We start from the raw sequence: 26,726 nt of genomic DNA, 5'->3' as shown, positions 1-26,726 counted from the left end.
GCCGTACCCGTCGAGTGCGACCTTACCCGGGATGCCCGGTTCTCCGACATGTCATCTTCCCGCCCTGACCGGTGGTACGCCAGTGGGCACGGCTCGCGCCGCGTCCCTGCCCCGTCACCGGCCAACGCGCTCCCGCCAATCTAGAGGTTGACGGCAAGTAATCGCCGCAGGGGCTTCGACAACTCCGGCGTGGCTCTGGGTTCCCCCGGTCCGGCCACCCACCCTCATCCTTACGGTTGGTTGTCCACAGGCCGAGAGGCCCACTGAACGGCCGAATCCCGAGTTATCCACAGCCGTATCCCCAGACTGGTGATCCTCGTTCACCGTCTGTCATCCGGGCCAGTCAGCGGCCCAGCCGCCGGCGCACCATGCCGACCACCTCGGTGATCTCACCGATCTTCAGCACCATGGCCAGGCCGAGGTACGTCACCCCGATGACCGCGCCGCCGATCACCAACTGCACCGCGGCGGCCGCCCAGCTCAGGTCCGCCGGGTCGCCGGGCAGCAGCTTGACCACCAGCAGCCCGACCACGGCCGCGCCCAGCGCGGCGACCACCACCCGGCCGAGGGTGCGCATGATCCCGCCCAACCCGATCCGGCCCACCCGGGGCCGCAGCAGCAGCGCCGAGATGACCGCCGCCGCCAGGTACGAGATCGCGTTGCCGAGCATCATCCCGGCCGCCGCGAAGGTGGCCGAGAAGGCGAAGTAGAGACCGACCTGGAGGAGCACCCGCAGGATCACCACCGGAATGTTGATCAGAGCCGGGGTGCGGGTGTCCGGCAGCGCGTAGAAGGCGAAGGTGAAGAGCTGGCTGACCGCGAACGGCACCAGGCCGACCGCCGCCACCAGCAGCACGGTCGAGGTGGCGGTCGCGTTGTCGCCGGTGAACGCGCCGTACCGGAAGACCACCACCGAGATCGGCGCGGCCAGTACGGCGTAGCAGACGGCGATCGGGGCGAGCACCGCGGTGACCATCCGGGTGCCCCGGGACAGGTCGGCGGTCACGTCCCGGAACCGGCCCTCCGCCGCCGCCGCGCTCATCCGGGGCATCAGCGCGGTGATGATCGAGACGGCGATGATGCCGTGCGCCATCATCAGCAGCAGGAACACGTTGTTGTAGATCAGGATGCCGGCGCTGTCGTCCCCCGCCGCACGGGTGAGCAGGTTGACCACCACGAACAGGCCGAGCTGGTTGACCCCCACGTAGCAGAACATCCAGGCGCCGAGCTGGGCCAGCTCGCGCAGGCCCAGCGCCCGGAAGTCGAAGCGCCACTTCCACCGGAAGCCGACCTTGCGCAGCGCCGGCAGCAGGCCGGCGGTCTGCACCGCCACCCCGAGCAGGGTGCCGCCGCCGATCAGCAGGATCCGGCCCCAGCCCATCTGCTCCGGCTTGAGGAGCTTCGCGCCGAAGGTCGCGAGGTAGAGCGCGCAGGTGCCGATGACCACCAGGTTGTTCAGGATCGGCGCCCACATCGGGGCGGCGAAGTGGCCCCGGGTGTTCAGCACCGCCGCGATCAGCGCGCTCACACCGGTGAAGAAGAGCATCGGCAGCATCAGGTAGGACAGGTCGTTGACCAGACCGGTGTAGTCCCCGCTCTTGCCGCTGGCGTAGAGCGCGGTGAGCACCGGGGCCAGGATCACCGCGATCAGCGCGGCCCCGGCCAGGGTGAGCACCGCCAGGGTGAGCAGCCGCTGGGTGTACGCCTCACCCCGGTCGGCGTCGGCCTTGCGGCGACGGACCAGCACCGGGATCAGCACGCTGGTCAGCACGCCGCCGAGCAGGAACTCGTAGACCTGGTTCGGCAGGAACTGCGCGGTCGTGTACGCGTTGCCGACCAGACCGCCGCCCAGCGCCGCGCCGATCATCAGGTTGCGGATGAAGCCCGTACCCCGGCTCACCAGGCTGCCGACCGCCATCACCGCGCTGTTCGCCGCGGCGCTGGTCTCGGCGACCACCTCCTGCGGCGGCGCGGTGGCCTCGACGGCCGGCTGGTTCAGCGGCTCGGCCGCGATGAAGGTGGCCTCGTCGTCCGGTGGCTGCCCGCCACCGTGCGCGTTGGCGCTGCGGTAGAGCCCGCCGCCACTCATCTCCAGCCTCCATGGGGTACGTCGGAGCCGGACCTCCGGGCCCGTACACCGCAGACCTTAGTCAACCGGCACCGGCTACCCGCGCCCGGCGCAGTTGATCCCGCCCCGGCCCGATAGGCTGGCGATCCCATGTCCGAAGCCTCAGAATCCCACGCCGCCGAACGCCGTGAGCTGACCGCAGCGCAGCGCAACGCCGTCGCCGAGCTGCTCCGTGTCTCGCCGGTCGCCGACGAGCTGGGGCGGCGTTTCGCCCGGGCCGGTCACGAACTGCACCTGGTCGGCGGTTCGGTACGCGACGCCCTGCTCGGCCGTCTCGGCGACGACCTGGACTTCTGCACCGACGCCCACCCGGACCAGACCCTGAAGATCGTCCGGGGCTGGGCGGAGTCGATCTGGGAGACCGGACGCGAGTTCGGCACCATCGGCTGCCAGCGCGACGGCCTGCGGCTGGAGGTCACCACCTTCCGCGCCGAGGCGTACGACCAGGTCAGCCGCAACCCGGTGGTCGAGTACGGGACCAGCCTGAACGACGACCTGAAGCGCCGCGACTTCACCGTCAACGCGATGGCGGTGAGCCTTCCCGACCACCGGTTCACCGACCCGCACGGCGGCCTGGCCGACCTCGCCGCCAAGGTGATCCGTACCCCCGGCACGCCGCGGGAGTCGTTCGGCGACGACCCGCTGCGGATGCTGCGCGCGGCCCGGTTCGCCGCCCAGCTGCGCTTCACGGTCGACCCGGCGGTCCGCGAGGCGATGAGCCGGATGGCGGCCGACCTGGACCGGATCACCGCCGAGCGGATCCGCGACGAGTTCAGCAAGCTGCTCTGCGGCGCGGACCCGGTCACCGGGCTGCGACTGCTGGTCGACACCGGGCTGGCCGAGCGCTTCCTGCCCGAACTGACCGGGCTCAAGCTGGAGATCGACGAGCACGCCCAGCACAAGGACGTCTACGAGCACACCCTCACCGTGGTCAGCAACGCCATCTCGATGGAAGAGGACGGCTGCGACTTCGTGCTGCGGATGGCCGCGCTGATGCACGACGTCGGCAAGCCGGCCACCAAGGCCGTCGGCGGGGACGGGCGGGTCAGCTTCCACCACCACGAGCTGGTGGGCGCGCGGCTGACCAAGGCCCGGATGAAGGCGCTGCGCTACCCCAAGGACGTGACCTCCCAGGTGGTCAAGCTGGTCGGCCTGCACCTGCGCTTCTACGGGTACGGCCGGGGCGAGTGGACCGACTCGGCGGTCCGCCGGTACGTCACCGACGCCGGTGACCTGCTCTCCCGGCTGCACAAGCTGACCCGCTCCGACTGCACCACCCGCAACCGGCGCAAGGCGGCCCAGCTGGCGGCCGACTACGACGCGCTGGAGGAGCGGATCGCCCGGATCGCCGCCGAGGAGGACCTGGCCCGGGTCCGCCCCGACCTGGACGGCAACGCGATCATGGAGTTGCTCGGCGTACCGCCGGGACCGGTGGTGGGGAAGGCCTGGCAGCACCTGAAGGAGCTGCGGCTGGAGCGCGGCCCGCTGGACCGCGACGAGGCCGAGGCCGAACTGCTGCGCTGGGCCCGGGACCAGGGCATCGTCTCCTGACGGGCGGGGCCCCCGGCGGACCGGGGACCCCACGCGTGTCGGTCAGGCCTCGACCGCCGGCTTGCCGGTGCCGTTGGTGTGGGCGCCGCCCAGCTTGGCGAGCAGCCCGGCGAGGTCGATGCCGGTGAGGTCGCTGCCGAGCTGGAGGCCCTGGGCCACGTTGCCGGCCACCGACTTGGTCAGCGAGGACGCGCCGTCGGTCGAGATGACCGTCATCTTGTCGATCGCGCCGATCGGGGCGCTGGCCGCCTCGACCACCTGCGGCAGCACCTTCACCAGCAGGTCCAGTACGGCCGCCTCGCCGTACGCGGCGAACGCCTCGGCCTTGCGGGCCATCGCCTCGGCCTCGGCCTGACCCTTGGCCAGGATGGCCGCCGCCTCGGCCTGGCCCTCCCGCTCGACCGCGTCGGCGATCGCGGTCCGCCGGCGCTGCTCGGCCTCACCCTCCTTGGCACCCTCGATCGCGTTCGCCTCGGCCAGCGCGGCCCGGCGGGCCCGCTCGCCCTCACCGGTGAGCCGGGACTGCTCGGCGGCGGCCTGCGCGGCGGCGATGGTGGCCTGGCGCTGCGCGTCGGCGTTCAGCACGGCCGCGTTGCGGGCCGCCTCCGCCTCCTGCTCGACCTTGTACCGGGCGGCGTCGGCCGGCTTGCGCACCTCGGTGTCGAGCTGCCGCTGCTTCAGCTCGGCGTTGCGCTCGGCCACCTTCTGCTGCTCGGAGAGGATCGCCTGGTCCCGCTCGGCCTGGGCGAGCGGCCCGGCCGCCGCCGACCTGGCCTTCGCGGCGTCGATCTCGGCCTGGATGCCGGCCTGCTTGAGGGAGAGGTTCCGGTTCGCCTCGGCGATCGCCTCCTCGGCGAGCAGCCGCTCCTGCTCCGCCTGCTGCCGGGCCCGGGCCTCGGCGATGGCCGCGTCCTTGAGCACCCGGGCGGCCTCGGGCCGGCCCAGGTCCTGCAGGTAGGAGCCCTCGGCCAGGATGTCCTGGAGCTGGAAGGTGTCCAGCACCAGGCCCTGGTTGGTCATCGAGTGCTCGGCCTCCTCGGCGACCGCGCTGGCGAACGCCGCCCGGTCCCGGATGACCTCCTCGACGGTGAGCCGCCCGACGATCGAACGCAGCGCGCCGGCCAGCACCTCCCGGGTGAAGTTGTCGATCTCGGCCTGCTGGTGCAGGAAGCGCTGGGCGGCGGCCCGGATGGCGTCCTCGGTGCCGCCGACCTTCACGATCGCGACGCCGTGCAGGTCGGTACGGATGCCCTGCTTGCTCACCGCGCCCCGGATGCCGACGTCGATCCGGCGGCTGGACAGGTCGAGCGACTGGAGCTTCTGCACCACCGGCAGCACGAAGACGGAGGCGCCGAGCACGACCTTCTGCCCGGACATGTCGGTGGAGCGCCCACCGTCGGCGGTCTGCGTGGTCCGGCCCTTGCGGCCGGTGACGATGAACGCCTCGTTCGGGCCGGCCACCTTGATCCGGGAGAGCACGAACAGGACGAGCAGGACGGCGAGGAGGACCGCGCCGCCGATGGCGACGAGCAGGGGCATGGAGGGTCCCGTCTGTGCGAAGGGGAATCAGTAGGTCTCGACGTGCACGCTGGTCTCGCTGAGCGCTTCGACCACGAAGATCCGGGCGCCGACCGGGAGCGGGCGGTCGGCCCGGGCGTTGAGCTTCACCGGCTGGCCGGCGAGGCGTACCCGCACCTCGCCGTAACCGTCGGTGGGGATCGGGGTGACCACCAGACCGGTGGCGCCGGCCAGGTGGCTGCGGGTGGGGGTGGCGTCGGTACGCATGTTCCGGGCCGCCCGGCTGAGTCGGGCCGCCAGCCACGCGGTGGGCACGGCCGCCAGCACGCCGCCGGCCACCGCCGCCGCGATCATGCCGGGGGTACGCCCACCGAGCATCTCGTTGACGATGGCGGCGCCGAAGCCGAAGGCCCCGGTGAACCCGGCGACCGCCTCCAGCGACGCGGGACCGTCGACGTCGGGATGACCGAGGTGCAGCAGCCCGGAGCCGACCAGGGCGAGGGCGAGCACACCGACCCCCGACCCGCCGATGATCAGGAAGATGAGCGTCCCCGTGGCCACGACCTGCACGGTATCGACGCCGTGCAAGGTCACGAACCGGCCGAACGGTCAGCGTGGCGCGATCAGCACCTCCAGGCTGATCAACTCCTTCGGCAACGGCTGACGGACCAGCTCCCGCCCGGTCGGGTCGGCGAGCGTGAAGTCGCCCTGCCCGAGTGGCCGCCGGTAGAGCAGCCGGTCGTCGGAGACCCACACCGCCTCGGCGGACGGCAACGGATTCACCGTCCGACCGGTGGCCGTCTCGACCAGCAGGGGCTCCTCCCGACCCTGGACCACCACGAGCTTCCCGTCCGGGGACCATGCCCAGGGACCGGACGGGTCGCCGGGTATCGGTACGAGTCGGGTCGGCCGGCCGTCGTCGGCGGAGAACAGCTGTACGCCCCGGCGGGCGTCCCGTCGTGCTTCGTCGTGCTCGCCACCGGTCTGCGGCAGGACGACCTCCCGACCGTCCCGGCTCCAGGTGAAGTCGCAGTAGTCGCTGCAGCCTGCGTATCCGGTCATCCGGTGGGTCTTCCTCGTGCCGTCCGTCCCCATGACGATGAAGCCGAAGTGGTCGAGCTGGTAGGTGGTGAACAGCAGTCGCCGGCCGTCCGGCGACCATCGTGGGACGGAGAGTGCCCGGCCCACCTCGTACCAGTGGGTCGCCCCGCTCGACACGTCGATCAGGCCGACCTGCCGGGGCCGCGCCTCGTCGCGGACCGCGACGAGCGAGCCGGTCGGTGCCGGGTAGATCCCGTCGTAGCGATCGGTGGCGACGTAGCGACCCCGTGCCCGGTCCAGCAGGAAACCGCTGCCGGAGCCACCCTTGGCCTGCGCCCGGGTCACCACCCAACCGCCCGGTAGCACCAGCGGTCCGGCGGTCCAGTTCGCCCCCGGGGTGGCCAGCCTGGTCGGTGAGGCGGTGGCCGCCGGGGTGGTGGGGGCCGTCGGCCGCGCGGCCGGCTGCGGCCGGAGCAGCGCGAACGGCAGGACGACCGCGACGACCGCCGCGAGCGTGCCGAGGGCGACGGTGGCGCGCCGACGGCGGCGCAGCCGCCGGCCCCGGCCGATGGCGCGGCCGGCCAGGTCGGCGGCGGGCCCCACCTCGTCCGCGAGCTCGTGCACGGCCGCCCGCAGGGTCTCGTCCAGCCCGCTGCTCATCGCGTCACCTCCGCGTGGTCGGTCAGCTCGTCCAGGCCGGGGACCAGGTGCCGGAGCTTCGCCAGCGCCTTCGAGGCCTGGCTGGCCACCGTGCCGGCGCGGCAGCCGAGCAGCGCGGCGGTCTGTTCGACGCTGAGGTCCTCCAGGTAGCGCAGGGTGAGCACGGCCCGCTGCCGGGGCGGCAACGCGAGCAGCGCGTTGCGCAGCAGCAACCGCAGGTCCGGGTCCGGGGCGGCGGCGGCCCGCTCGGGCGGCTCCGCGACGGGGATCTCCGCGCGCCGCGCCCGCCGCCGCCAGCCGGAGACCTGGTCGTGGTACAGGATCCGCTTCACGTACGGCTCCGCGTCGCCGCGGATCCGGGGCCAGCGGGCGTACGCCTTGGCCAGCGCGTTCTGCAGCAGGTCCTCCGCCGCGTGCTGCTCCCCGGCGAGCGCGTACGCGACCCGGAGCAGGGCCGCTCCCCGCTCGTTGACGAACGCGGTGAACTCCCCGTCGACCACCTCTGCCACCGCCCACCTCCGTAGCTCAGACGCCCGGGGCGACCGGAACTTTGCCTCACCGGGCGGGACAATGGTCGGCATGCGTTGGACCGTGCTCGATTCGCCGATCGGTGAGTTCTCCGTCGCCACCGACGGCGTGGCCGTCCGGGCGGCCCACTTCGGGCGGACCGGGTCGGCCGTCGAGGAGCCGGGCGACGAGGTGGCCGCCCTGGCGGTGGCCGAGCTGCGGGCGTACTTCGCCGGGGAGCTGACCGGGTTCACCGTGCCGGTCGAGGTGCAGCGCGGCTCCGGGTTCGAGCGCGCCGTGTGGCGGGAGATGACCCGGATCCCGTACGGGGAGACGCTCACCTACGGCGAGGTGGCGAAGGCGGTCGGGGAGCCGGGCGCGGCCCGGGCGGTCGGGGTGGCCTGCAACCGCAACCCGGTGCCGGTGCTGGTGCCCTGCCACCGGATCGTCGGGGCGGGCGGCAAGCTGGTCGGCTTCGGCGGCGGGCTGCCGCGCAAGGTCACCCTGCTGGAGTTGGAGGCCCGGGTGGCGCTGCAACGCGCCTGGCTGCCCGAGGGGTGATCGCACCGCTGGTCCGCCCCGGTCCGAGCGGTCCTCGCCACCATCTTTCTCGAGATGCTGGGAGACCGCTGACCCGCCCCTTGCTCGGGGAGTTGGCGTTGCGGCTGTCGCCGTACCTGGAGATGTCGGACTGAACGCGCGAGGGCCGGGTCCGTGCGGACCCGGCCCTCGGTGGTGCTGGTGGTCAGCGCGTCAGCGCTCGACCTCACCGGCGATGAACGCCTCGACGGCGGCGTGCGCGTCGTGGTCGGCGTACTGCACCGGCGGGGACTTCATGAAGTACGAGGACGCGGAGAGGATCGGGCCACCGATCTTCCGGTCCAGCGCGATCTTCGCGGCCCGGACGGCGTCGATGATGACACCGGCCGAGTTCGGGGAGTCCCACACCTCGAGCTTGAGCTCGGCGTTGAGCGGGGTGTCGCCGAAGGAGCGGCCCTCCAGGCGGATGTACGCCCACTTGCGGTCGTCGAGCCACGGCACGTGGTCCGACGGGCCGATGTGCACGTCGCTCTTGCTCATCTCGTGCGGGATCTGGGAGGTCACCGACTGGGTCTTGGAGATCTTCTTCGAGACCAGGCGGTTGCGCTCCAGCATGTTCATGAAGTCCATGTTGCCGCCGAAGTTGAGCTGGTACGTGCGCAGCAACTCGACACCGCGGTCCTCGAAGAGCTTCGCCAGCGCGCGGTGCACGATGGTGGCGCCCACCTGGGACTTGATGTCGTCACCGACGATCGGCAGGCCCGCGTCCTCGAACTTCTTCGCCCACTCGGGGTCGGAGGCGATGAACACCGGCAGGGCGTTCACGAAGGCGCAGCCCGCGTCGATGGCGGCCTGGGCGTAGAACTTGTCGGCCTGCTCGGAGCCCACCGGGAGGTAGGACACGACCACGTCGACCTGCGCGTCGCGCAGCGCCTGGGCCACGTCGACGGCCTCGGCGTCCGACTCCTCGATGATCTCGCGGTAGTACTGCCCGAGACCGTCGAAGGTCGGGCCGCGCTGCACGGTGACGCCGGTCGGCGGCACGTCGCAGAGCTTGATGGTGTTGTTCTCGCTGGCCACGATGGCCTCGGCGAGGTCCATGCCCACCTTCTTGGCGTCCACGTCGAACGCCGCGACGAACTTCACGTCGGATACGTGGTAGTCGCCGAAGGTGACGTGCATGAGACCCGGGACGCGGTCGTTCGGGTCGGCGTTCCGGTAGTACTCCACGCCCTGGACGAGGGACGAGGCGCAGTTACCCACACCGACGATGGCGACGCGGACGGAGCCCATAGCGTCTGCCTCCTTCTTCTTCATCACGGCCGCTCTTTCCTGGACTCTCCAGGCGGAGGCGGGCTGTCGTTATCTCGTGCGCCGCCGGCCGTCCCGGCTCGCGGGACCGTCGGCGCTCGGCCGGAGCGCTCGTTGGCGATGAGCTCCTCCAGCCAGCGGACCTCACGTTCACAGGCGTCGAGCCCGTGGCGTTGCAGTTCCAGGGTGTACGCGTCGAGCCGCTCGGCCGCCCGGCCGAGCACGTCGCGAAGACCCTCGCGACGCTCCTCGATCTTGCGGCGACGACCTTCCAGGATCCGGAGCCGGGTGGCCTGGTCGGTGCGGGCGAAGAACGCGAAGTGCACGCCGAAGCCCGTGTCGTCGTACGTCTCGGGTCCAGCCTGCGCTATCAGCTGGGCGAAGCGTTCCTTGCCCTCCGCGGTAATGGTGTAGACCACCCGACCGCGTCGGCTGGTCAGGGCGGGCACCTCCTCGGCGGTCGCGGGCGTCTCGGCGGCTTCGGTGATCCAGCCCGCCGCCTGCAGTCGACGCAGGGTCGGGTAGAGCGAGCCGTAGCTGATCGCCGCCCGGATGGCGCCGAGCTTGGCGGTCAGCTCCTTGCGCAGCTCATAGCCGTGCATCGGAGCCTCCTGCAGGAGGCCGAGGATGGCGAGCTCGAGCACGGGCCACCCTTTCTTACCCCCGGCGCGGAGCGGTAACCGCCGCGATGTATCGGACCGATACATCGCACGTTAGTCGAGAGCCGTGATCAGGGCAAACCCACGTTTGTGCGCGCATGTCATCACGCATCGTGACGGTGGTCGCCTCGCCCGGTCGGACCGCGTACCCTTTGCCGCATGCGTACGCAGCGCCAGGTCGTCGACTACTCGCTCCAGAAGCGAGCGGTGCTGCGTGAACTCCTCGCCGGCCGGATCGGCACCTACGACGTCTGCGACGCCTCGCCGTACCTGAAGAACGCGGCCCGCTTCCACGGTGAGTCCACCGATGACCGTTGCCCGATCTGCCGGAGCGAGAACCTGATCCACGTCCACTACATTTACGGCGACGAACTCAAGCAGTCCGCCGGCCAGGCCCGCACCCGGGCCGAGTTGCCGGTCCTGGCGATGACGCTGCGTGAGTTCCAGGTCTTCGTGGTGGAGGTGTGCCCTGGCTGCGACTGGAATCACCTCGTCGAGCAGTTCCTGCTCGGCCGGGACGGGCTCGTCGGTGGCACGGAGGACGGGACGGAGCAGGAAGTGGTGAGCGGTACGTCCGCGCCGACCGGTTCGGCCCCTCGTCGAAGGCGAGAGGCGCAACGGTGATGTCGGCTGTCCGGGTCGAGCCCCACGAGACGGGTGGGGTGCACGTCCCGAAGCTGACAAGTCTGATAAGTCCGCATAGGTCGGATTTGACGGCTGCGCCCCGGCAAGCCCGGGGTGTAGCGTCTCGTGGTCCAGCTCACGGCAACCCGGTGGCGGCGCGTCCGCGCCCCACCGCGACCGGCAGGGTGTGAGGAATGAACTACGGCGATCCCAGTTCTTCGCGTGGGCGGGCCCAGATCCCGGGCCCGAACGGCGACCCCGGTTCCGGGGGTGCCCGCGGGAACGGTTGGTCCTCCGGACCGGAGGGCGTGCCCTCGGCCCGCGCCTCGGTGCCGCCGCCCGGTGCGGCCGGCGGTCGGGCCTCGGTCGGCGGTGCCGCTCCGGCGCCCCGTAACCCGGCGGCCGGCTCGGCGTCGGTCGGTCGGGCCGGCGCGGGTCGCGCCTCGGTTCCGGTCTCGCCCGCACCGGGCGCCGCGCCGGGTCGGCCCGGTGCCGGCCGGGCCTCCGTGCCGGTGTCCCCGGCCGGACCGGCCGGGCGCGCCTCGGTCGGCGCGGCCTCGGTGGGCACGGCGGGCCGGGCGAGCGTCGGCTCGGCGGCCGTGGGTGGTCGCGCCGCGGTGGCCCGTGCCGGTGTCCCCGGCATGGCCGGTGGCGGTCCGGGTGGACCGGGTGGCCCGGGTGGGTTCGGTCGCGGCGGTCGCGGTGACGACCCGGCGGCGTCGGCCCGGGCCAAGAAGCGCCGGCGGATCAACATGCTGATCGCGGGCTTCGCCGTCTTCATCATGCTCGCCGGCATCGGCGTGGTGAGCTTCACCTGGTACTCGCAGAAGGTGCTCCTCCCCGAGGACACCATCCCGCCGCTGTCGACCACCATCTACTCGTCGAACGGCAAGGTCATCGCCAAGGTGGGTGACCAGAACCGGCAGCTCGTCACGATCAAGGACATCCCGCAGTGGGTGCAGGACGCGGTGGCCGCGGCCGAGGACCGGAACTTCTACCGGCACGACGGCGTCGACTACAAGGGCATCGCCCGGGCCGCCTGGAACAACCTCACCGGCGGTGACAAGCAGGGTGCCTCGACCATCACCCAGCAGTACGCGCGCAACGCCTTCGACAACCTGAACCAGGACACGTACGGCCGCAAGGTGAAGGAGGCGATCCTCGCCTCCAAGCTGAACGACAAGTACGACAAGCCGACGATCATGCAGCACTACCTGAACGTCATCTACTTCGGGCGGGGCGCGTACGGCATTCAGGCGGCGGCGCAGACGTACTTCGGCAAGGACGTCTCGAAGCTGACCCCGGCGGAGGCCGCGGTGCTGGCGGCACTGATCAAGCAGCCGGAGCCGAGCGCCACCCACAAGGGCTACGACCCGGCGATCAACAAGGAAGCCGCGCTGGAGCGGTGGAACTACGTCATCAACGGCATGATCACCGAGGGGTGGCTGGACGCGCCGGGCAAGCCCCCGCACCCCACCGAGTACCCGTTGAAGTCGCTCAAGCCGCCGTCCAAGAACAACAACGGCGACTTCGGCGTCAACACGCCGTACGGCAACGTGATCAACTACGTCTCGCAGGAGATCCGCGAGATGGGGCTCTGCACCGACGACGAGGCCGCCGCCACGTCGGCCAAGCCGCTCTGCTCGCAGGCGCTGAGCCGGGGCGGTTACAAGGTCACCACCACGATCGACACCCGGATGCAGGAGGCGGCGCTCGACGCCGCCCAGCGCGCCCGCAAGGGGTCCGAGCTCTACGACCAGCCGAAGAACCTGATGGCGGCGGTGGTGTCGATCGACCCGTCGAACGGTCGGGTCAGGGCGTACTACGGCGGTGACAACGGCACCGGCACCGACTACGCCGGCAAGAACACCGACAACGGGGTGCTCAGCGGTGGGCACTCGCCCGGCTCCAGCTTCAAGATCTACACGTTGGCCGCCGCGATCAACGCGGGCATCTCGGTCAAGTCGCGGTGGAAGGGCACGGCGTTCACGCCGAAGGACACCGAGTTCAAGGTCAGCAACGCCGGCGCCGACCGGGTCGACTGCGGCGACTCCTGCACGCTGGAACTGTCCACCCTGAAGTCGCTGAACGTGCCGTTTTACTACATCACCGAGAAGATCGGCGCGGACAAGGTGCTCGACATGGCCAAGCAGGCCGGCGTCACCACCATGTGGCGCACCGACACCAACCCGGCCAAGGCGTACGACCTGGTCAAGGCCGACCCGAAGGACCTCGCGCCGGAACCCTTCTTCAACGTGATCGGCTACGGCCAGTACCCGATCACCGTGCTCGACCACGCGAACGGCGTGGCCACCTTCGCCAACCGGGGCGTCTACAACAAGGCGCACTTCGTGCAGAAGGTCGAGAAGCAGAACACCACCACCGGCAAGTGGGAGACCGTGGGTGGGGAGAAGCTCAAGTCGCAGAAGCGGATCGACCCGAACATCGTCGCCGACGTCACCTCGGTGCTGGAGCAGTACCCGGCCAAGGTGAACCGCCGCCTCGACGACGGGCGCAAGGCCGCCGAGAAGACCGGCACCTGGGAACTCGGCGACCCGAAGCAGCCCCGGGCGAACGGCGACGCCTGGATGATCGGCTACACGCCGCAGCTCGCCACCGCCGTCTGGGTCGGTAACGTCGGCGCCCGCAAGGCGATCAAGGACGCCGACAAGAACGACATCTCCGGTGCCAAGATGCCCGGCGCGATCTTCCAGCGCTTCATGAACGACGCCCTCAAGGGCAAGGAGAAGCTGGACTTCCCGCCGGCCGCGAACCTCGGCAAGGACGAGGCCGGCAACGGCGAGGCGCCCCCGCCCCCGCCGCCGCCGGCACCGAACCAGCCCTGCACCGACCCGACCGGGCTGTTCTGCCCGCCCAACGGCGGCAACAACAACGGCGGCAACAACAACGGTGGCAACAACAACGGTGGCAACAACAACGGTGGCGGCAACACCGGTGGCGGCAACAACACCGGCCCCGGCTTCCCGCCAGGCCCGGGTGGTGGCGGTGGTGGTGGCGGCATCCTGCCGAGCACCGCGCCACCGCGGCAGACGTACTGACCCAGCGCCCCTCGACGGCGGTCGGACCACCCGGTCCGGCCGCCGTCGGCGTTCCGCGTACCGGAAATCTGCGCTCGGGACGGGACGGATCGGCCCGACGTACGGCAGGATTCCTCTCCATGAGCACCCAGTCGACGGCCGGCATCGACGAGACCGGGACCACGGACCACCCGTCCCGCTCCGACGGCTTCGTACGCGGCGCGTCCGAGCTGATCGGCGGCCCGCTCGGCGACCACGCGGTCGCCCTGGATCGACCGGCCGGCCGGGAGAGTCGCTTCTGGACGGCGTCCCGGATCGTGCTGGCCCTGGTCTGTCTGACTCTCGCCCTGCACTGGGTGCAGAAGTCCCCGTGCCAGGACGGCGCCTGGCAGAACAACGTCCAGTACACCCGGATGTGCTACACGGACGTGCTGGCGCTCTACTACGCCGAGGGCCTCAACGAGGGCAAGGTGCCCTACGCCGACCACCCGGTGGAGTACCCGGTGGTGACCGGCTACTTCATGGGCGCGCTCGGGCTGCCGGTGCACGCGCTCGGCGTCGACAACCCCGGCATCAACCAGGGTCGGTGGTTCTACAACCTGAACGCCCTGGTGCTGAGCGCCCTCGCCGTCGCCACCGTCGCCGTCATCCTCAACCTGCGCCGCCGACGACCATGGGACGCGGCGCTCTTCGCGCTCGCGCCCGCGCTGCTGCTCACCGCCACCGTCAACTGGGACCTGCTCGCGGTCGGGCTGGCCGCGTTCGGGCTGTTCGCCTGGGCCCGCCGTCGACCGGCGCTCGCCGGGGTGCTGCTCGGGCTGGCCGGCGCGGCCAAGATGTGGCCGTTGTTCCTGCTCGGCCCGATCCTGGTGCTCGGGCTACGGGCCGGCCGGATCCGGGCCGCCCTCACCGCCGTCGGCACGGCGGTGGTCGCGGTGGTCGCGGTCAACCTGCCGGTGGCGATCCCGTACGTCGACAACTGGCGGCGCTTCTTCGACCTGAACACCGAGCGACCCATCGACTGGGGCACCCTGTGGTACATCGGGCGCTACCTGGACGGCAAGATCAGCCCGTCGGCCCCCGGCGACCTCGGCCCGTTCGAGTGGCTGAACGCGCACATCGGCGCGCTGAACTGGGTGTCGTACCTGCTCTTCGGGCTGGCCTGCCTCGGGGTGGCCGCGCTCGGGCTGTTCGCCCCGCGCCGGCCGCGGCTCGCCCAACTCGCGTTCCTGGTGGTCGCGGCCTTCCTGATCTTCAGCAAGGTCTGGTCCCAGCAGTTCGTGCTCTGGCTGCTCCCGCTCGCGGTGCTCGCCCGCCCCCGCTGGGGCGCCTTCCTGGCCTGGCAGGTCGCCGAGGTCTGCTACTTCACCGCGTTCTACGGCGAGCTGCTCGGCTCGGTGACCAGCCGACCGGTCTTCCCCGAGGGTGTCTTCGTGCTGGCCGCCAGCCTCCGCCTGATCACCGTCGCGGTGCTCTGCGGGTTCGTGATCCGGGACATCCTCCGCCCGGAGCGCGACGCGGTCCGCGCCACCTACGCCGACGACCCCGACGGCGGCGTCCTCGACGGCGCCGACGACGCCCCCTGGCTCCCCCGCCGCCGTCCCACCGCCAGCGCCCCGGAACCCGTCACCGCCTGACGCCCCAGGAGGCGGGATCCGACAGCTCCGAGTCGCCCGGAAGTCGCGCAACCCCGGGCGGCCCGGCGCTCACGAGAGGTTGGCGGGAGCCCAGCCGGCGCAGGGATCAAGCCTGACCACCCGGAGCCGGCTGGGCTCCCGCCAACCTCACAGCGGAAGGATCAACCGAGGCGATAGACGACCGCCCCGGAAACCTCCTCCCGGCTCACCCCCGCCGCCGCCACCGGTCGGTCGAGCAGCCCCTCCCAGGGCGTACCGACGAGCTCGTCGGGGAGCACGACGACGTTGCGGACACCGAGCTGCCGCAGGTAGTCGACGCTGCGCTGGTCGGGGAAGCCGACCGTGACGTCGCGTACCTTCGCCTGGGTCTCCGGGGTGAAACCACTGCCGCCGTTGACCATCGGCTGGAACCGGTCGGTCGACCAGACCATCACCGGCTGGTCCAGGTTCTGGCTGCTCGGCAGCACCAACATCGGCCCGTCGACGCTGCGCAGCACCGCGGGCTGCTGCGGCACCACCGGGTGCGGCGTGACGTTCAGCCCCTCCACGACCACCAGCAGCAGCGGCAGCAGGGTGGCCAGCCGCAACCACGGCCCCGGCCACGGCGGGACCCGTTCGGCGGCGAGTTCGCGTACCCGGGCGCAGAACGCGGTGACCGCGCCCGCGGCGAGCAGGCCGAGCAGCAGCGTGGTCCAGAGCATCATCCGGCCCGGCGTGCGCAGGCCGTTCCAGCCCGGCAGGTACTCGAAGAGCGGGACGTAGCTGAAGGTGCCGCCGAAGAACCGGGTGCCCATCGCCAGGATCATCGTGACCAGCACCCCGGCCAGCAGGAAGAGCCGGTGCCGGACCCGCCAGACCGAGAAGAACAGCCCGCCCGCGGCCAGGGCGTAGAGCACGAAGCCCGGCAGCAGGGTCATCTCGGGATGCCAGGGCAGCGCCGCGCGGGCCCCCTCGTGCAGCGGACCCCAGATCCGCGACTCGGCGGGCGCGGTGAAGAACCCGCTCGCCGGCGGCGAGTAGATCTTGATGTCACCGATGGTGCGGGCGGCGTTCGGGTGCAGCTCGGCGACCTTGAAGTACGGCACCGCCAGCAGCGCGCCCACCGCGCCGAAGATCACTCCGCCGGAGAGGTCGGCGAGGAGCAGCCGGACGCCGAACGGCCGCTTCACCGGCCGGACCAGCCAGCGTCGGGCGACCCAGAGGGCCGCCGACACCAGCACCACCCCGGCCAGGAGGTACGCGAACGGCAGTCCGATGCCGAAGCCGAGGCTGAGCTGCCAGGCCGCCACCAGCCACCCGGCGAACGCCCAGCCGGCGTGCCGGCGCTGCGGTCGGTAGCCGTACCGCAGCGACCAGCCGTGCCCACGGGCCAGCATCGCCAGCGCCAGCGGGATGCCGCCGTTGGAGACGATGTGCAGGTGCCCGGCCTGGGCCAGCAGCCACGGGGCGTAGGTGTAGCTCGCCCCGGCCACCGCGGCCCCGATCCGGCCCGCGCCGAGCTGACGGGCCAGCGCGTACGCCCCGAGGGTGGCGAGCGCGTGCGCCAGCACGAACATGATGTTGTAGCGCAGCACGGCGGCCTCCGGGCCGTGCCCGATCATGCCGGCCGGGGCGTACCCGAGCAGGGTGTCCGAGAAGGCGAAGCTCCACGGCTCGGGGAAGAAGCTGTTGGAGTTCCAGAGCTGCAGCGGGTCGGTCAGCAGGATGTGCCCCGACCAGGCCATCTGCCAGGACTGGAGGCTCGGGTCCCAGTAGTCCTGCGGCAGCGTGTACCCGGGATAGCGCAGGGTCGGCCAGGTCATCAGCGCGGCCAGCACCAGGGACGCGACGGTGGCGAGCGTCCACTCGTGGATCAGGAACCGGCCCACCGCGCGGACCGTCCGGCGGGGGCGGCCGAGCACGACGGCCGGGGCGGGACCGAACGCGGTGAACGGGTCGGCCTGGTCCGCGTCGGACTGCGCCGTGGCGGTGTCCGGGCCGGCCTTCGCGGCGTCGTCGTTCGTTCCATCGGTGCCCGCGCCGGCTCCCGCCGTGCCCGACTCCGGGGCGACGGTCTCCGCCGTACCGGCGTTCATCGCGTCCTTCCCGGAACCGGCCCTGGTTGCGGTGCCGGCGACTGGGTCGACGCTCTCCGCGCGGCTGCCGGCCGCGTCCGGAGCGGATTTCCCGTCGGCCCGGCGCGTCCCGGCGCCGCCGTCGGTCGGGCCGGTGCCTGTCCGGGTGGTGCCGGCCGCGTCGTCGGGGGCGGTCGCCGGGGCCGGGTCGGCGGCGGACGCCCGGGCGGGGCCGCCTCCGGTGGCGTCGGAGTGCTCGGTGGTCACGCGGTGCGCCCCAGCTGTTCGCGCAGGAAGGCGATGTCGGCCCGCTGGCCCTCCACGCCGCCCGGGGTCTCCACGACGACCGGCGCGCCGGCCGCCCGGATCACCGTCACCAGCAGCTCCGGGTCGATGGTGCCGCCGGTGAGGTTGTCGTGCCGGTCCTGCCCGGAGTTGAACGCGCCCTTGGAGTTGTTGGCGTGGATCAGGTCGATCCGGCCGGTGATCGCCTTGACCCGGTCGACCAGCCCGAGCAGCTCCTCACCGCCGGCGAAGGCGTGGCAGGTGTCGAGGCAGAAGCCCACCTCGTGGTCGCCGAGGACGTCCCAGAGCCGGGCCAGCGCGTCGAGGTGCCGGGCGCAGGCGTTCTCCCCACCCGCGGTGTTCTCGATCAGCACCGGCAGCCCGAAGCCGCCGGAGTCGGCCGCGTACGCGAAGGTCTTCCGCCAGTTGTCGAAGCCGACGGCGAGGTCGTCGCCGGCGTTGACGTGGCCGCCGTGCACGATCAGGCCCCTGGCCCCGACGGCCGCGGCGGCGGAGGCGTGCCCGAGCAGCAGCTTGCGGCTCGGGATGCGGATCCGGTTGTTCAGGGTGGCCACGTTGATCACGTACGGCGCGTGCACGTAGAGGTCGACGTCGGCGGCGCGCAGCCGGTCCGCGTCCTCCCGGGGCTTCGGGGTCTTCCAGCCCTGGGGGTCGGCGAGGAAGAACTGCACCGCTTCGGCGTTCCGGGCGGTCGCCTCGGCCAGTGGGTCGGTCGGATCGACGTGGGCTCCGATTCGCATGCAGGGCAGCCTACGTCGCCGCCCCGACGGACGGGGTGAGCGTGGCGGGCCGGTCCTCGCCGGGACCCGCGTCACCACCGGGGCCGGCGGTCGTTGTCCGAGATGGGATCGACGGTCGACGCTCCACCCGGCGTGGTCCACAGCGCGTACGGGCGGAGGGGAGACCCCCGGGAACGGGACGCCCCGCCGTGCGGCCCGGCACGACGGGGCGTGATCCGGCTCGTCACCCCGGACGACCTGGCAACAGGACGTCCGGCAAATTCCTCCATTTACCCCAAGAGGTGACGAGAGCCGTTGTATGGTCGAACCAGGTAACAACACGATAAAGCTCCGCGGGGCGTCCTCGATCCAACCTCATCGGTGTGGTCGTTCCTCCCCAGGTCCCACCCAAGGAATGCGGACGGGACGCCCCGCGGCCCCGTGGACAGGGGCCCACTTCCGGCAGCGCCGCCGGCGGTGGGCCCCTGTCGCCGCGCCCCGGCCCGTCGGGTCCGACCGGCCCGGGCATGATCGTCCGGACCGGGTATCCTGGTCCGGTTGTCCGCGTCCGGACGGGTTCCCCCGCACCGGCACGGGCAGCGACGCACGACCTCCTGCCACGGAAGGACCGTGGCCGCTTAGCCCACAGGAGGTGAGCACGTCTTGCGTCACTACGAAGTCATGGTGATCCTCGACCCCAGCCTCGAGGAGCGCACCGTCGCCCCGTCGCTCGACACGTACCTGAACGTGATCCGGACCGCGGGTGGCTCGGTGGAGAAGACCGACGTGTGGGGCCGCCGGCGCCTCGCGTACGAGATCAACAAGAAGGCCGAGGGCATCTACGCCGTCGTCGACCTCCAGGCGACGCCGGAGGCCGTGGCAGAGCTCGACCGCCAGCTGCGACTCAACGAGTCCGTGCTGCGCACCAAGGTCATTCGGCCGGAGATGCGCTGAGCATCTGACCCGGTACGTCCGGATCAAGCTCATCGGCGCTGTCAGAGGGCTCTGAGAGCCTGTGGCAGCGAAACGATGAGTGCGCGAGGAGATGGTCATGGCAGGAGACACCACCATCACGGTCATCGGCAATCTGACCGATGACCCCGAGTTGCGGTTCACCCCCTCCGGGGCGGCGGTCGCCAAGTTCCGGGTCGCCTCGACGCCCCGCTTCATGGACAAGGCGTCCGGCGAGTGGAAGGACGGCGAGCCGCTCTTCCTGGCCTGCACCGTGTGGCGGCAGGCGGCGGAACACGTCGCCGAGTCGCTCCAGCGGGGCGCCCGCGTGATCGTCTCGGGTCGGCTGCGTCAGCGGTCGTACGAGACGCGTGAGGGCGAGAAGCGCACCGTCATCGAGCTGGAGGTCGACGAGATCGGCCCGTCGCTGCGCTACGCCACGGCGAAGGTGCAGAAGATGTCCCGCTCGGGTGGCGGTGGCGGCGGCTTCGGTGGTGGCGGTGGTGGCGGCCAGGGCGGCGGCGGAGGCAACTTCGACGACCCCTGGGCCTCGGCCTCCCCGTCCCCCTCGCGCGGTGGTTCGGGCGGCGGAAACTTCGACGAGGAGCCCCCGTTCTAATGGCGCCGAGCGCCCGCGATCGCAAACCAGGAGCAAGAGCAATGGCCAAGGCTGCGGCACTGCGCAAGCCGAAGAAGAAGGTGAACCCGCTCGACAAGGACGGGATCACCTACATCGACTACAAGGACACCGCGCTGCTGCGCAAGTTCATCTCCGACCGCGGCAAGATCCGCGCTCGGCGGGTGACCGGCGTGACCTCGCAGCAGCAGCGGCAGATCGCCCGTGCGGTCAAGAACGCCCGTGAGATGGCGCTCCTGCCGTACACGGCCACGGCGCGCTGAGAGGAGGCACCGAAATGAAGATCATCCTGACTCAGGAGGTGTCCGGCCTCGGTGCCCCGGGCGACATCGTCGAGGTGAAGGACGGCTACGGCCGTAACTACCTGCTTCCGCAGGGCTTCGCGATCGCCTGGACCAAGGGCGCGGAGAAGCAGGTCACGGTCATCAAGCGGGCCCGCTCGGCCCGCGAGATCCGCGACCTCGGCCACGCCAACGAGGTCAAGGCCCAGATCGAGGGCCTGAAGGTCAACCTGAAGGCCCGCGCCGGTGACGGCGGTCGGCTCTTCGGCTCGGTCACCCCGGCCGAGATCGTCGACGCCGTCAAGGCCGCCGGTGGTCCGAGCCTGGACCGCCGCCGGCTGGAGACCCCTGGCCACATCAAGTCGCTCGGCTCGTACCCGGTCAGCATCAAGCTGCACCCCGAGGTGACCGCCAAGTTCGACCTGAACGTGGTCAAGGGCTGACCCAGCCCCAGCAGCACGACGAAAGGGCCCGCACCGAGCACCCGGTGCGGGCCCTTTTGCCTGCACCGGGCCGGGTCGCGTGAACCGGGGCCGGGTCGCGCTCAACCGGGCCTGGCCGCGGTCAGAGCCGGACCGGGCCGCGCTCAGCCGATCGGCTGCCCGGTCACCGCGCTGATCATCACGGTCGACAACCCACCGCCGACCACCGCCGCTGCCAGCGCCACCGTCGCCGACCGCCAGGTCGTACCGACCCGGCGCAGCACCACCGCGATCACCAGGCTGCTCACCAACGCCAGCGCGAACCGGGGCGCGCCCGCGACCAGCGAGCCGAACGCGTGCGCGCGGGGCGAGTCGCAGCCACCCCCGGTGATGTCGGTGACGCAGCCCGCCGGGGCCCGCCCGTCGAGGAAGAGCAGACCGACGAAGAACAGCACCGCCGGCACCAGGTAGCACGCCGCGGTGTAGACCAGCGACCGGACCGGCCCACCCGGATCCGGATCCAGCAGGTCGTCCTCCAGCCGGCGACTCCACGACCCGCCGCCGACCGGCTCCACCCGCCGACGCGGCGTCGCACCCCGCCCGGTCGCCACCGGAGCGGCCCTCCACGGCCGCGGCGTCCCGCCGGCCCGCGACGCGGAATAGGGGACCACCGGAGAACGCGGGGCGGACGTCGGCGTGTCCACCCACCGCGGATCGTCACCCGCCAACCGGGTCCCCGACCAGAACGCCTCCGCCTGCTCCGCCGACGCCCAACCCTCCCGGGCCGGCACCGACGGCGCGGTCCGGTCCCACTGGTCGGCCTCCGGGTACCCGGCCCACCGGCCGGTGTCGCCCCGGCCCGCGTCGGCGTACCGCTCCCACTCGCCGCCGTCCGGGACGCGATCCCACTCGCCGGTGTGCTCCGCGCCGTCCCCGCGACCGGCCGCCGTGGACCGTTCCCACCGCGCGGCCGGGCCGGACACGTCCCAGGCGTGCACTCCCGAGGCGTCCCACGGGTCGACCGCCGGCTGGGTCGCCGGGTCCACCCCCGCCGACCTGCTCCATGGATCAGCCGCCGTGGTCGACCGGGGCTCCGGTGCCGCGCGCCGCGCCCGCCGGCCGGTCGAACCCGCCTCCCACCGCTCGCCGTCCCCACCGGGAGCCGCGGTCTCCTCCAGCCCCGACCAGGTGACCTGCGGCCGCCGGGTCTGCGCCCGGCGCGGTCGGCTCCGCGGACCCGGGCCGGAGACCGGCTCCTCCGAATCCGCGCGCCGGCTCCCCACGTACCCCTGCTCCTGGGGGGCGTCCAGGGTCCACTCGGCGGTGTGCTCGCTCACCGGACCTGCGCCGATGGCCCGCAGCCCGCGGCCGCCGCCGTCCGTGCGCCAGTCCGCCTCCGTGCCACCACGCCGACCACCGTCCGGGTACGGCGGCTCCACCTCGTCGTCGTCCGGCGCGGCGTGCCGGCCCCCGCCGTCCGCCCGGCGCACGCCCGACTCCACCGCCCACCCGGGCAGGTAGGCGTCGACCGGCTCGTCCTGCCCGCGCTCCAGGGCGCGACGACGGCTCGGCGTGCGGTGACGTTCGGAATCGACCGGGAGCGGCTCGGCGGACTCGCCCCACGGGGCCATCGGCCGGCGCTCGCGCGGGCTGCCCTCCCCGCGTCCCCAGTCCCGGTAACTCACGGCCGGAGCGTGACCCTTCTCAACCGAAAGTGCAATCCGCTGTCCAGGTGTAGCCGTTCGCAGAGATAGTACGGGACGAACGGCTCCACGGCTCCACCCGAAATCTTTCGTCCACAGGGTGGGGATTAGATAACCGCAGTTCAGATGGGTTGTCCACAGGTTGAGCCGTCACTTTTCCACATCCCTGTGCACACCCTGCGCACATGTTGTCCCGCGCCATCCACAGGTTGTCCCGAGGCTCGTCCACCGGCATTGTTGAGGGGCTGACCTCGGGTTCCGTATCGTTGCCCCCGACCGTCCGGGCGATGGCCCCCGATCGACCGGAGGGTCGTCGGAGCCGTCGGACCTGGCGGTGAGGCTGGATTCGATCCGACGCAGCGAGGGGGGACCCGTGTCGGTCACCGACGACACGCGGACGGAGCGGACCGGCGGGCCGTCGTCCACACCGCCGCAGCGCGACGGGCAGTTCGAGAAGACCCCGCCCCAGGACGTCGCCGCCGAGCAGTGCGTCCTCGGCGGCATGCTGCTCTCCAAGGACGCCATCGCGGACGTCGTGGAGATCCTGAAGTCCAACGACTTCTACCGGCCGGTGCACGCGACCATCTTCGACGCGATCCTCGACATCTACGGCCGGGGTGAGCCCGCCGACCCGATCACCGTCGCGGCCGCCCTGGCCGACTCCGGCGACCTGGCCCGCATCGGCGGCGCCCCCTACCTGCACACGCTGATCGCCAGCGTGCCCACCGCCGCCAACGCCGCCTACTACGCCCGGATCGTCGGTGAGCGCGCCGTGCTCCGCCGGCTGGTCGAGGCCGGCACCAAGATCGTGCAGCTCGGCTACGGCACCGGCCAGGCCGGTACCCGCGACGTCGACGACATCGTCGACCTCGCCCAGCAGGCCGTCTACGAGATCACCGAGAAGCGGGTCAGCGAGGACTTCGCCGTCCTGGCCGACATGCTCCAGCCGACCCTCGACGAGATCGAGGCGGTGGGCGCGCAGGGCGGCGTGATGACCGGCGTGCCGACCGGCTTCAGCGATCTGGACCGGCTGCTGAACGGCCTGCACGCGGGGCAACTCATCATCGTGGCGGGCCGGCCCGGCTTGGGTAAGGCGCTCGCCCTCGACACCCCGCTGCCCACCCCGGACGGCTGGACCACCATGGGTGACGTGGCGGTCGGGGACCGGCTGCTCGCCGCGGACGGCACGCCCACCACCGTCACGGCCGCGTTCGACGTGCGGTACGACCGGCCCTGTTTCGAGGTGGAGTTCTCGGACGGTTCCGTCATCGTGGCCGACGCCGAGCACCTGTGGAAGACAACCACCAGGGCCAGCCGGCGGCAGCCCGACGCCCACATGCGCCACCACTGGTCCGAGGACTCCCTCGCCCGGGTGCGATCGGTCGCGGCGGCCGTGGGTGCCGAGTCGCGGCGCCTGGTCACCCTCGCGCAGACCCTGGAACAGGTCGGACCGGAGTTCCGGAACGTACTGCACACGGTGGCCCGGCAGGTGGGGGCGAACGGGCGGATCAGCCGACCGGCCACCCGAGCCGGCAAGGTGCGGAACTGGAACGCGCCCGGGTACCCGGCCGGTCCACTGCTGACCGGTCTGCGGGAGCGTGCCGCGTGGCAGGTCAACGCCGGCTCCCGGGTGAGCCACGACGGAGTGGTCACCACCGCGCAGATCGCGGCCACTCTGCGTACCGGCACCGCGGACCGGCGGCTCAACCACGCGGTGGAGAACTGCGCCCCGCTCCAGCTACCGGAGCGTGATCTCGCGGTACCGCCGTACACCCTGGGTGTATGGCTCGGTGACGGGCACACCGGTGCCAGCCGCTTCACCACGGCGGACGCCGAACTGCTCGACCTGGTGGCGCAGGACGGCTTCGTCGTACGCCCGAGCGGGCGGATGGTCTACACCATCGTGCTGCCCGAGACCGCCGCCAACCCCGACCGGACCTGCGTAGACTGCGGCTGTTCCACCCGTGCCCTGCGGGAGAACCCGGCGGTGCGTCGGTGCGCCGCCTGCCACGGCCGGAACGGCTCCTTCCTGGCGCTCCTGCGGCGGGCGGGCGTGGCGGACGCGAAGCACATCCCTCAGGAGTACCTCCGCTCCTCCGAGGCTCAGCGGCGGACCCTGCTCGCCGGCCTGATGGACACCGACGGCACCGTCGCTCCGATGGGCAACCTTCAGTACACCTCCACGTCGAAGCGCCTGATCGAGGGCGTTCGGGAACTCGTGGTGAGCCTCGGCTACCGGTGCACCGTGACCGAGAAGCAGGTACGTGGGCGGACGGTGGCGTCGTCGACCGCGTACACCCTGAACTTCTCCACCCCCGACACCGTCTTCCGGCTGGCCCGGAAGCGGTCGGCCCACGCGGCCCGCCGCCGGACGTCCTCGGACGTCCGGACCTCGTCCCGCTTCATCGTGGCCGTTCGTCCGGTGCCCAGCGTCCCAGTGCGGTGCGTGACGGTGGACAACCCGGAGCACCTCTACCTGGCCGGACGTTCGATGATCCCGACGCACAACAGCACGGCGAGCATGGACTTCGCCCGGAATGCGGCCATCCGCGCCAACCAGGCGTCGGCGATCTTCTCGCTGGAAATGAGCAAGGTCGAGATCGTCATGCGACTCCTCTCGGCCGAGGCCCGGGTGCCGCTGCACGTGCTGCGCAGCGGCCAACTCTCCGACGACGACTGGACCAAACTGGCCCGCTGCATGGGTGAGATCAGTGAGGCGCCGCTCTTCGTCGACGACACGCCGAGCATGAACCTGATGGAGATCCGGTCGAAGGCGCGGCGGCTCAAGCAGAAGCACGACCTGAAGCTGATCGTGGTCGACTACCTCCAGCTGATGACGTCGCCGAAGCGCACCGAGAGCCGGCAGCAGGAGGTCGCCGACCTCTCCCGTGGCCTCAAGCTGCTGGCCAAGGAGGTCGAGTGCCCGGTGATCGCGGTGTCGCAGCTGAACCGTGGTCCCGAGCAGCGTACGGACAAGCGTCCGCAGTTGTCCGATTTGCGCGAATCGGGATCAATTGAGCAGGATGCTGACGTTGTCATCCTTTTGCACCGGGACGACTACTACGACAAGGAATCGCCCCGAGCCGGCGAGGCCGATTTCATCGTCGCCAAGCACAGAAATGGCCCCACCGACACCGTGACCGTGGCTGCCCAGCTGCACCTGTCCCGGTTCGTCGACATGGCCATCGTCTGACGGATCCGATCGTCAGCCGAGCAGCGGGAACCAGCCGGCGGCCTCGCCCAGGTCCCGCCGGTCGCGGTCGGTGAGCGGCAGCCGGCCCGCGCCCTTGAGCACGTACTCGTGGTCGTCCCAGCCGGCCGGCCGGACCGCGTCGTCGCTGAGCAGGCCGTCCATCGTGGTCACCGCGACCGCCGTGGCAGCGGCACCGGGTAGCGGCGCGTCGGGCAGGTCGACGACGAGATCGAGGTGGTGGACGACCGCCTCGGTGGTGAGGGTGGCGAGGAAGTCGGGTACCCGCAGTACGTGCCCCTGGGTGGTGACGTGTCCGTCTGGGTCGGCGGCCCCGGCCGCGCGTACGGCGGCGGGGGCGGTGTCGGACCAGATCCGCACGATCCCGCTGGGCCGGTCGAAGGCGGCGGCCGAGCGGCGGGCCCACCAGGCGTGGCGGCTGCCGGCGTCGCTGTCGCCGCCGGGGAAGCCGCGCCAGTAGCTGACGTCGTCCACGTCGGCCGGGCCGGCGGCGGGACTGGCCAGCGTGACCAGGGCCCGCTGGGCGTCGCAGAGGACGTGGAAGAGCAGGTCGGCGACGAGCCAGCCCCGACAGCGGGTCGGCCGTTGCAGGTCGGCGTCGGCCAGGTCGGTGACCACCCGGGTGATGGCGTCGTAGGCCTGTGCCAGCGCGATGTGCTGCCCACGGAAGGTCATGAGGTGCAGCCTGCCACGGCTGCGCCCGGCCGGCACGCCGGTCGACCGGGGCGGCCGGGCCGGTAGCTGCGGCCCGGAAACGGCAACGGGCCGGGCCGCCGGTGCGACCCGACCCGCCACAGCGGTCAGTCGAAGAGTTCGCCGAGGAACCCGTGGTGCTTCTTGCGCTTGTAGTGGCCGTGGTAGCCGTAGTGCTGGCCGTGCCCCTGGCCGTGCCCGTACGCCGGCTGGGCGTAGCCGTGGCCGGGCGGCGGGGGCGGCGGCGGGGGGACCGCGCCGTACCCGGGATGGTGCGGGGCGGCGGGCGGCGGCGGGGGCGGCGGCGGCGGGGTGAAACCGCCTGCGGCGGCGGGGGCCGCCTGCTGCGGGGTACCGTGCTGCCGGTTCCAGTTCGACTCGGCCTCGAACAGCTTCTCGAGCTCGCCGCGGTCGAGGAAGATGCCGCGGCACTCGCCGCACTGGTCGATGATGACTCCGCTGCGCTCGTACTGGCGCATGTCTCCGTGACACTTGGGGCAGGTGAGCTGCATGGGACCGACGGTACCCGGTGGAC

Annotated in this window: 22 protein-coding genes; 10 read left to right on the top strand and 12 right to left on the bottom strand. The window is 71.8% G+C overall.

Features of this window, described 5'->3' with window-relative positions; all coding sequences use genetic code 11:
- Positions 1-343: 343 nt before the first annotated feature.
- Positions 344-2,089 carry a murein biosynthesis integral membrane protein MurJ gene (gene murJ, locus GA0070611_RS22340; RefSeq protein WP_091667507.1) on the bottom strand — a complete coding sequence of 582 codons (1,746 nt, stop codon included), beginning with the start codon at positions 2,087-2,089 and terminating at the stop codon, positions 344-346.
- 129 nt (positions 2,090-2,218) lie between these two features.
- Here murJ and GA0070611_RS22335 point away from each other — a divergent pair, with 129 nt between their 5' ends.
- The gene (locus GA0070611_RS22335) at positions 2,219-3,679 is read left to right on the top strand and encodes a CCA tRNA nucleotidyltransferase (RefSeq protein ID WP_091667505.1); all 1,461 of its coding nucleotides are present in this window, start codon (positions 2,219-2,221) and stop codon (positions 3,677-3,679) included.
- A 42-nt stretch (positions 3,680-3,721) separates the two neighbouring features.
- Here the strand turns inward: GA0070611_RS22335 and GA0070611_RS22330 are convergent, their stop codons facing one another.
- From GA0070611_RS22330 to GA0070611_RS22315, 4 genes are read right to left on the bottom strand one after another with little or no spacing between them, the layout of a single operon-like run.
- On the bottom strand, positions 3,722-5,218 hold the full coding sequence (locus tag GA0070611_RS22330; RefSeq protein ID WP_091667501.1) for a flotillin family protein: 1,497 nt from the start codon (positions 5,216-5,218) through the stop codon (positions 3,722-3,724).
- 27 nt (positions 5,219-5,245) lie between these two features.
- Positions 5,246-5,791: a hypothetical protein gene (locus GA0070611_RS22325; protein WP_091667499.1), complete on the bottom strand. Its 546-nt coding sequence runs from the start codon at positions 5,789-5,791 to the stop codon at positions 5,246-5,248.
- A gap of 15 nt (positions 5,792-5,806) precedes the next feature.
- The gene (locus GA0070611_RS22320) at positions 5,807-6,898 is read right to left on the bottom strand and encodes a TolB family protein (protein ID WP_091667496.1); all 1,092 of its coding nucleotides are present in this window, start codon (positions 6,896-6,898) and stop codon (positions 5,807-5,809) included.
- Positions 6,895-7,407, bottom strand: a complete 513-nt coding sequence (locus GA0070611_RS22315) for a SigE family RNA polymerase sigma factor (protein WP_091667495.1) — start codon at positions 7,405-7,407, stop codon at positions 6,895-6,897. The genes GA0070611_RS22320 and GA0070611_RS22315 overlap by 4 nt, the downstream gene beginning before the upstream one ends.
- A 70-nt stretch (positions 7,408-7,477) precedes the next feature.
- On the opposite strand from GA0070611_RS22315, the gene GA0070611_RS22310 reads away from it, so the two are divergent.
- Positions 7,478-7,966, top strand: coding sequence for a methylated-DNA--[protein]-cysteine S-methyltransferase (locus tag GA0070611_RS22310; protein WP_091673282.1), 489 nt, complete (start codon positions 7,478-7,480; stop codon positions 7,964-7,966).
- Positions 7,967-8,158: 192 nt separating this feature from the next.
- Here GA0070611_RS22310 and GA0070611_RS22305 read toward each other — a convergent pair whose 3' ends face one another.
- Positions 8,159-9,238, bottom strand: a complete 1,080-nt coding sequence (locus tag GA0070611_RS22305) for an inositol-3-phosphate synthase (RefSeq protein WP_091667494.1) — start codon at positions 9,236-9,238, stop codon at positions 8,159-8,161.
- A gap of 23 nt (positions 9,239-9,261) precedes the next feature.
- The gene (locus GA0070611_RS22300; RefSeq protein ID WP_091667492.1) at positions 9,262-9,900 is read right to left on the bottom strand and encodes a PadR family transcriptional regulator; all 639 of its coding nucleotides are present in this window, start codon (positions 9,898-9,900) and stop codon (positions 9,262-9,264) included.
- Between the two features lie 174 nt (positions 9,901-10,074).
- Here GA0070611_RS22300 and GA0070611_RS22295 point away from each other — a divergent pair, with 174 nt between their 5' ends.
- The 3 genes from GA0070611_RS22295 (at position 10,075) to GA0070611_RS22285 (ending at position 15,214) form a co-directional block, all read left to right on the top strand.
- Positions 10,075-10,539: a DUF5318 domain-containing protein gene (locus tag GA0070611_RS22295; RefSeq protein ID WP_091667489.1), complete on the top strand. Its 465-nt coding sequence runs from the start codon at positions 10,075-10,077 to the stop codon at positions 10,537-10,539.
- Positions 10,540-10,733: 194 nt separating this feature from the next.
- Complete coding sequence (locus GA0070611_RS22290) at positions 10,734-13,598, top strand: transglycosylase domain-containing protein (RefSeq protein WP_091667486.1); 2,865 nt, start codon at positions 10,734-10,736, stop codon at positions 13,596-13,598.
- Between the two features lie 119 nt (positions 13,599-13,717).
- Entirely contained in the window at positions 13,718-15,214 is a 1,497-nt protein-coding gene (locus GA0070611_RS22285) for a glycosyltransferase family 87 protein (RefSeq protein WP_091667484.1), read from the top strand.
- A 161-nt stretch (positions 15,215-15,375) separates the two neighbouring features.
- Here the strand turns inward: GA0070611_RS22285 and GA0070611_RS22280 are convergent, their stop codons facing one another.
- Positions 15,376-17,535: a hypothetical protein gene (locus tag GA0070611_RS22280; RefSeq protein ID WP_231921188.1), complete on the bottom strand. Its 2,160-nt coding sequence runs from the start codon at positions 17,533-17,535 to the stop codon at positions 15,376-15,378.
- Positions 17,532-18,314, bottom strand: a complete 783-nt coding sequence (locus GA0070611_RS22275; protein ID WP_091667481.1) for a deoxyribonuclease IV — start codon at positions 18,312-18,314, stop codon at positions 17,532-17,534. Before GA0070611_RS22275 ends, GA0070611_RS22280 begins: the two co-directional genes overlap by 4 nt.
- Positions 18,315-18,956: 642 nt before the next feature.
- On the opposite strand from GA0070611_RS22275, the gene rpsF reads away from it, so the two are divergent.
- The 4 genes from rpsF (at position 18,957) to rplI (ending at position 20,605) form a co-directional block, all read left to right on the top strand.
- Positions 18,957-19,247, top strand: coding sequence for a 30S ribosomal protein S6 (rpsF, locus tag GA0070611_RS22270; protein ID WP_088643630.1), 291 nt, complete (start codon positions 18,957-18,959; stop codon positions 19,245-19,247).
- Between the two features lie 97 nt (positions 19,248-19,344).
- Complete coding sequence (locus tag GA0070611_RS22265; protein WP_091673279.1) at positions 19,345-19,863, top strand: single-stranded DNA-binding protein; 519 nt, start codon at positions 19,345-19,347, stop codon at positions 19,861-19,863.
- A gap of 41 nt (positions 19,864-19,904) precedes the next feature.
- Positions 19,905-20,144 carry a 30S ribosomal protein S18 gene (gene rpsR / locus GA0070611_RS22260; RefSeq protein ID WP_007073789.1) on the top strand — a complete coding sequence of 80 codons (240 nt, stop codon included), beginning with the start codon at positions 19,905-19,907 and terminating at the stop codon, positions 20,142-20,144.
- 14 nt (positions 20,145-20,158) lie between these two features.
- The gene (gene rplI, locus GA0070611_RS22255; protein WP_091667479.1) at positions 20,159-20,605 is read left to right on the top strand and encodes a 50S ribosomal protein L9; all 447 of its coding nucleotides are present in this window, start codon (positions 20,159-20,161) and stop codon (positions 20,603-20,605) included.
- A 143-nt stretch (positions 20,606-20,748) separates the two neighbouring features.
- Here rplI and GA0070611_RS22250 read toward each other — a convergent pair whose 3' ends face one another.
- Positions 20,749-22,269: a hypothetical protein gene (locus tag GA0070611_RS22250; RefSeq protein ID WP_091667477.1), complete on the bottom strand. Its 1,521-nt coding sequence runs from the start codon at positions 22,267-22,269 to the stop codon at positions 20,749-20,751.
- A gap of 391 nt (positions 22,270-22,660) precedes the next feature.
- Between GA0070611_RS22250 and dnaB the strand changes: the two genes are divergently transcribed.
- Positions 22,661-25,480: a replicative DNA helicase gene (gene dnaB, locus GA0070611_RS22245; protein ID WP_091667474.1), complete on the top strand. Its 2,820-nt coding sequence runs from the start codon at positions 22,661-22,663 to the stop codon at positions 25,478-25,480.
- Between the two features lie 12 nt (positions 25,481-25,492).
- Here the strand turns inward: dnaB and GA0070611_RS22240 are convergent, their stop codons facing one another.
- Positions 25,493-26,173, bottom strand: coding sequence for a maleylpyruvate isomerase N-terminal domain-containing protein (locus tag GA0070611_RS22240; protein ID WP_091673277.1), 681 nt, complete (start codon positions 26,171-26,173; stop codon positions 25,493-25,495).
- Positions 26,174-26,298: 125 nt separating this feature from the next.
- Positions 26,299-26,703, bottom strand: coding sequence for a TFIIB-type zinc ribbon-containing protein (locus GA0070611_RS22235; RefSeq protein WP_091667471.1), 405 nt, complete (start codon positions 26,701-26,703; stop codon positions 26,299-26,301).
- Positions 26,704-26,726 lie beyond the last annotated feature (23 nt).

This window comes from Micromonospora auratinigra (assembly GCF_900089595.1).
In the GTDB taxonomy this organism is placed as follows: Bacteria; Actinomycetota; Actinomycetes; order Mycobacteriales; family Micromonosporaceae; genus Micromonospora; species Micromonospora auratinigra.
This window is presented reverse-complemented; position numbering and strand designations above follow the sequence as displayed.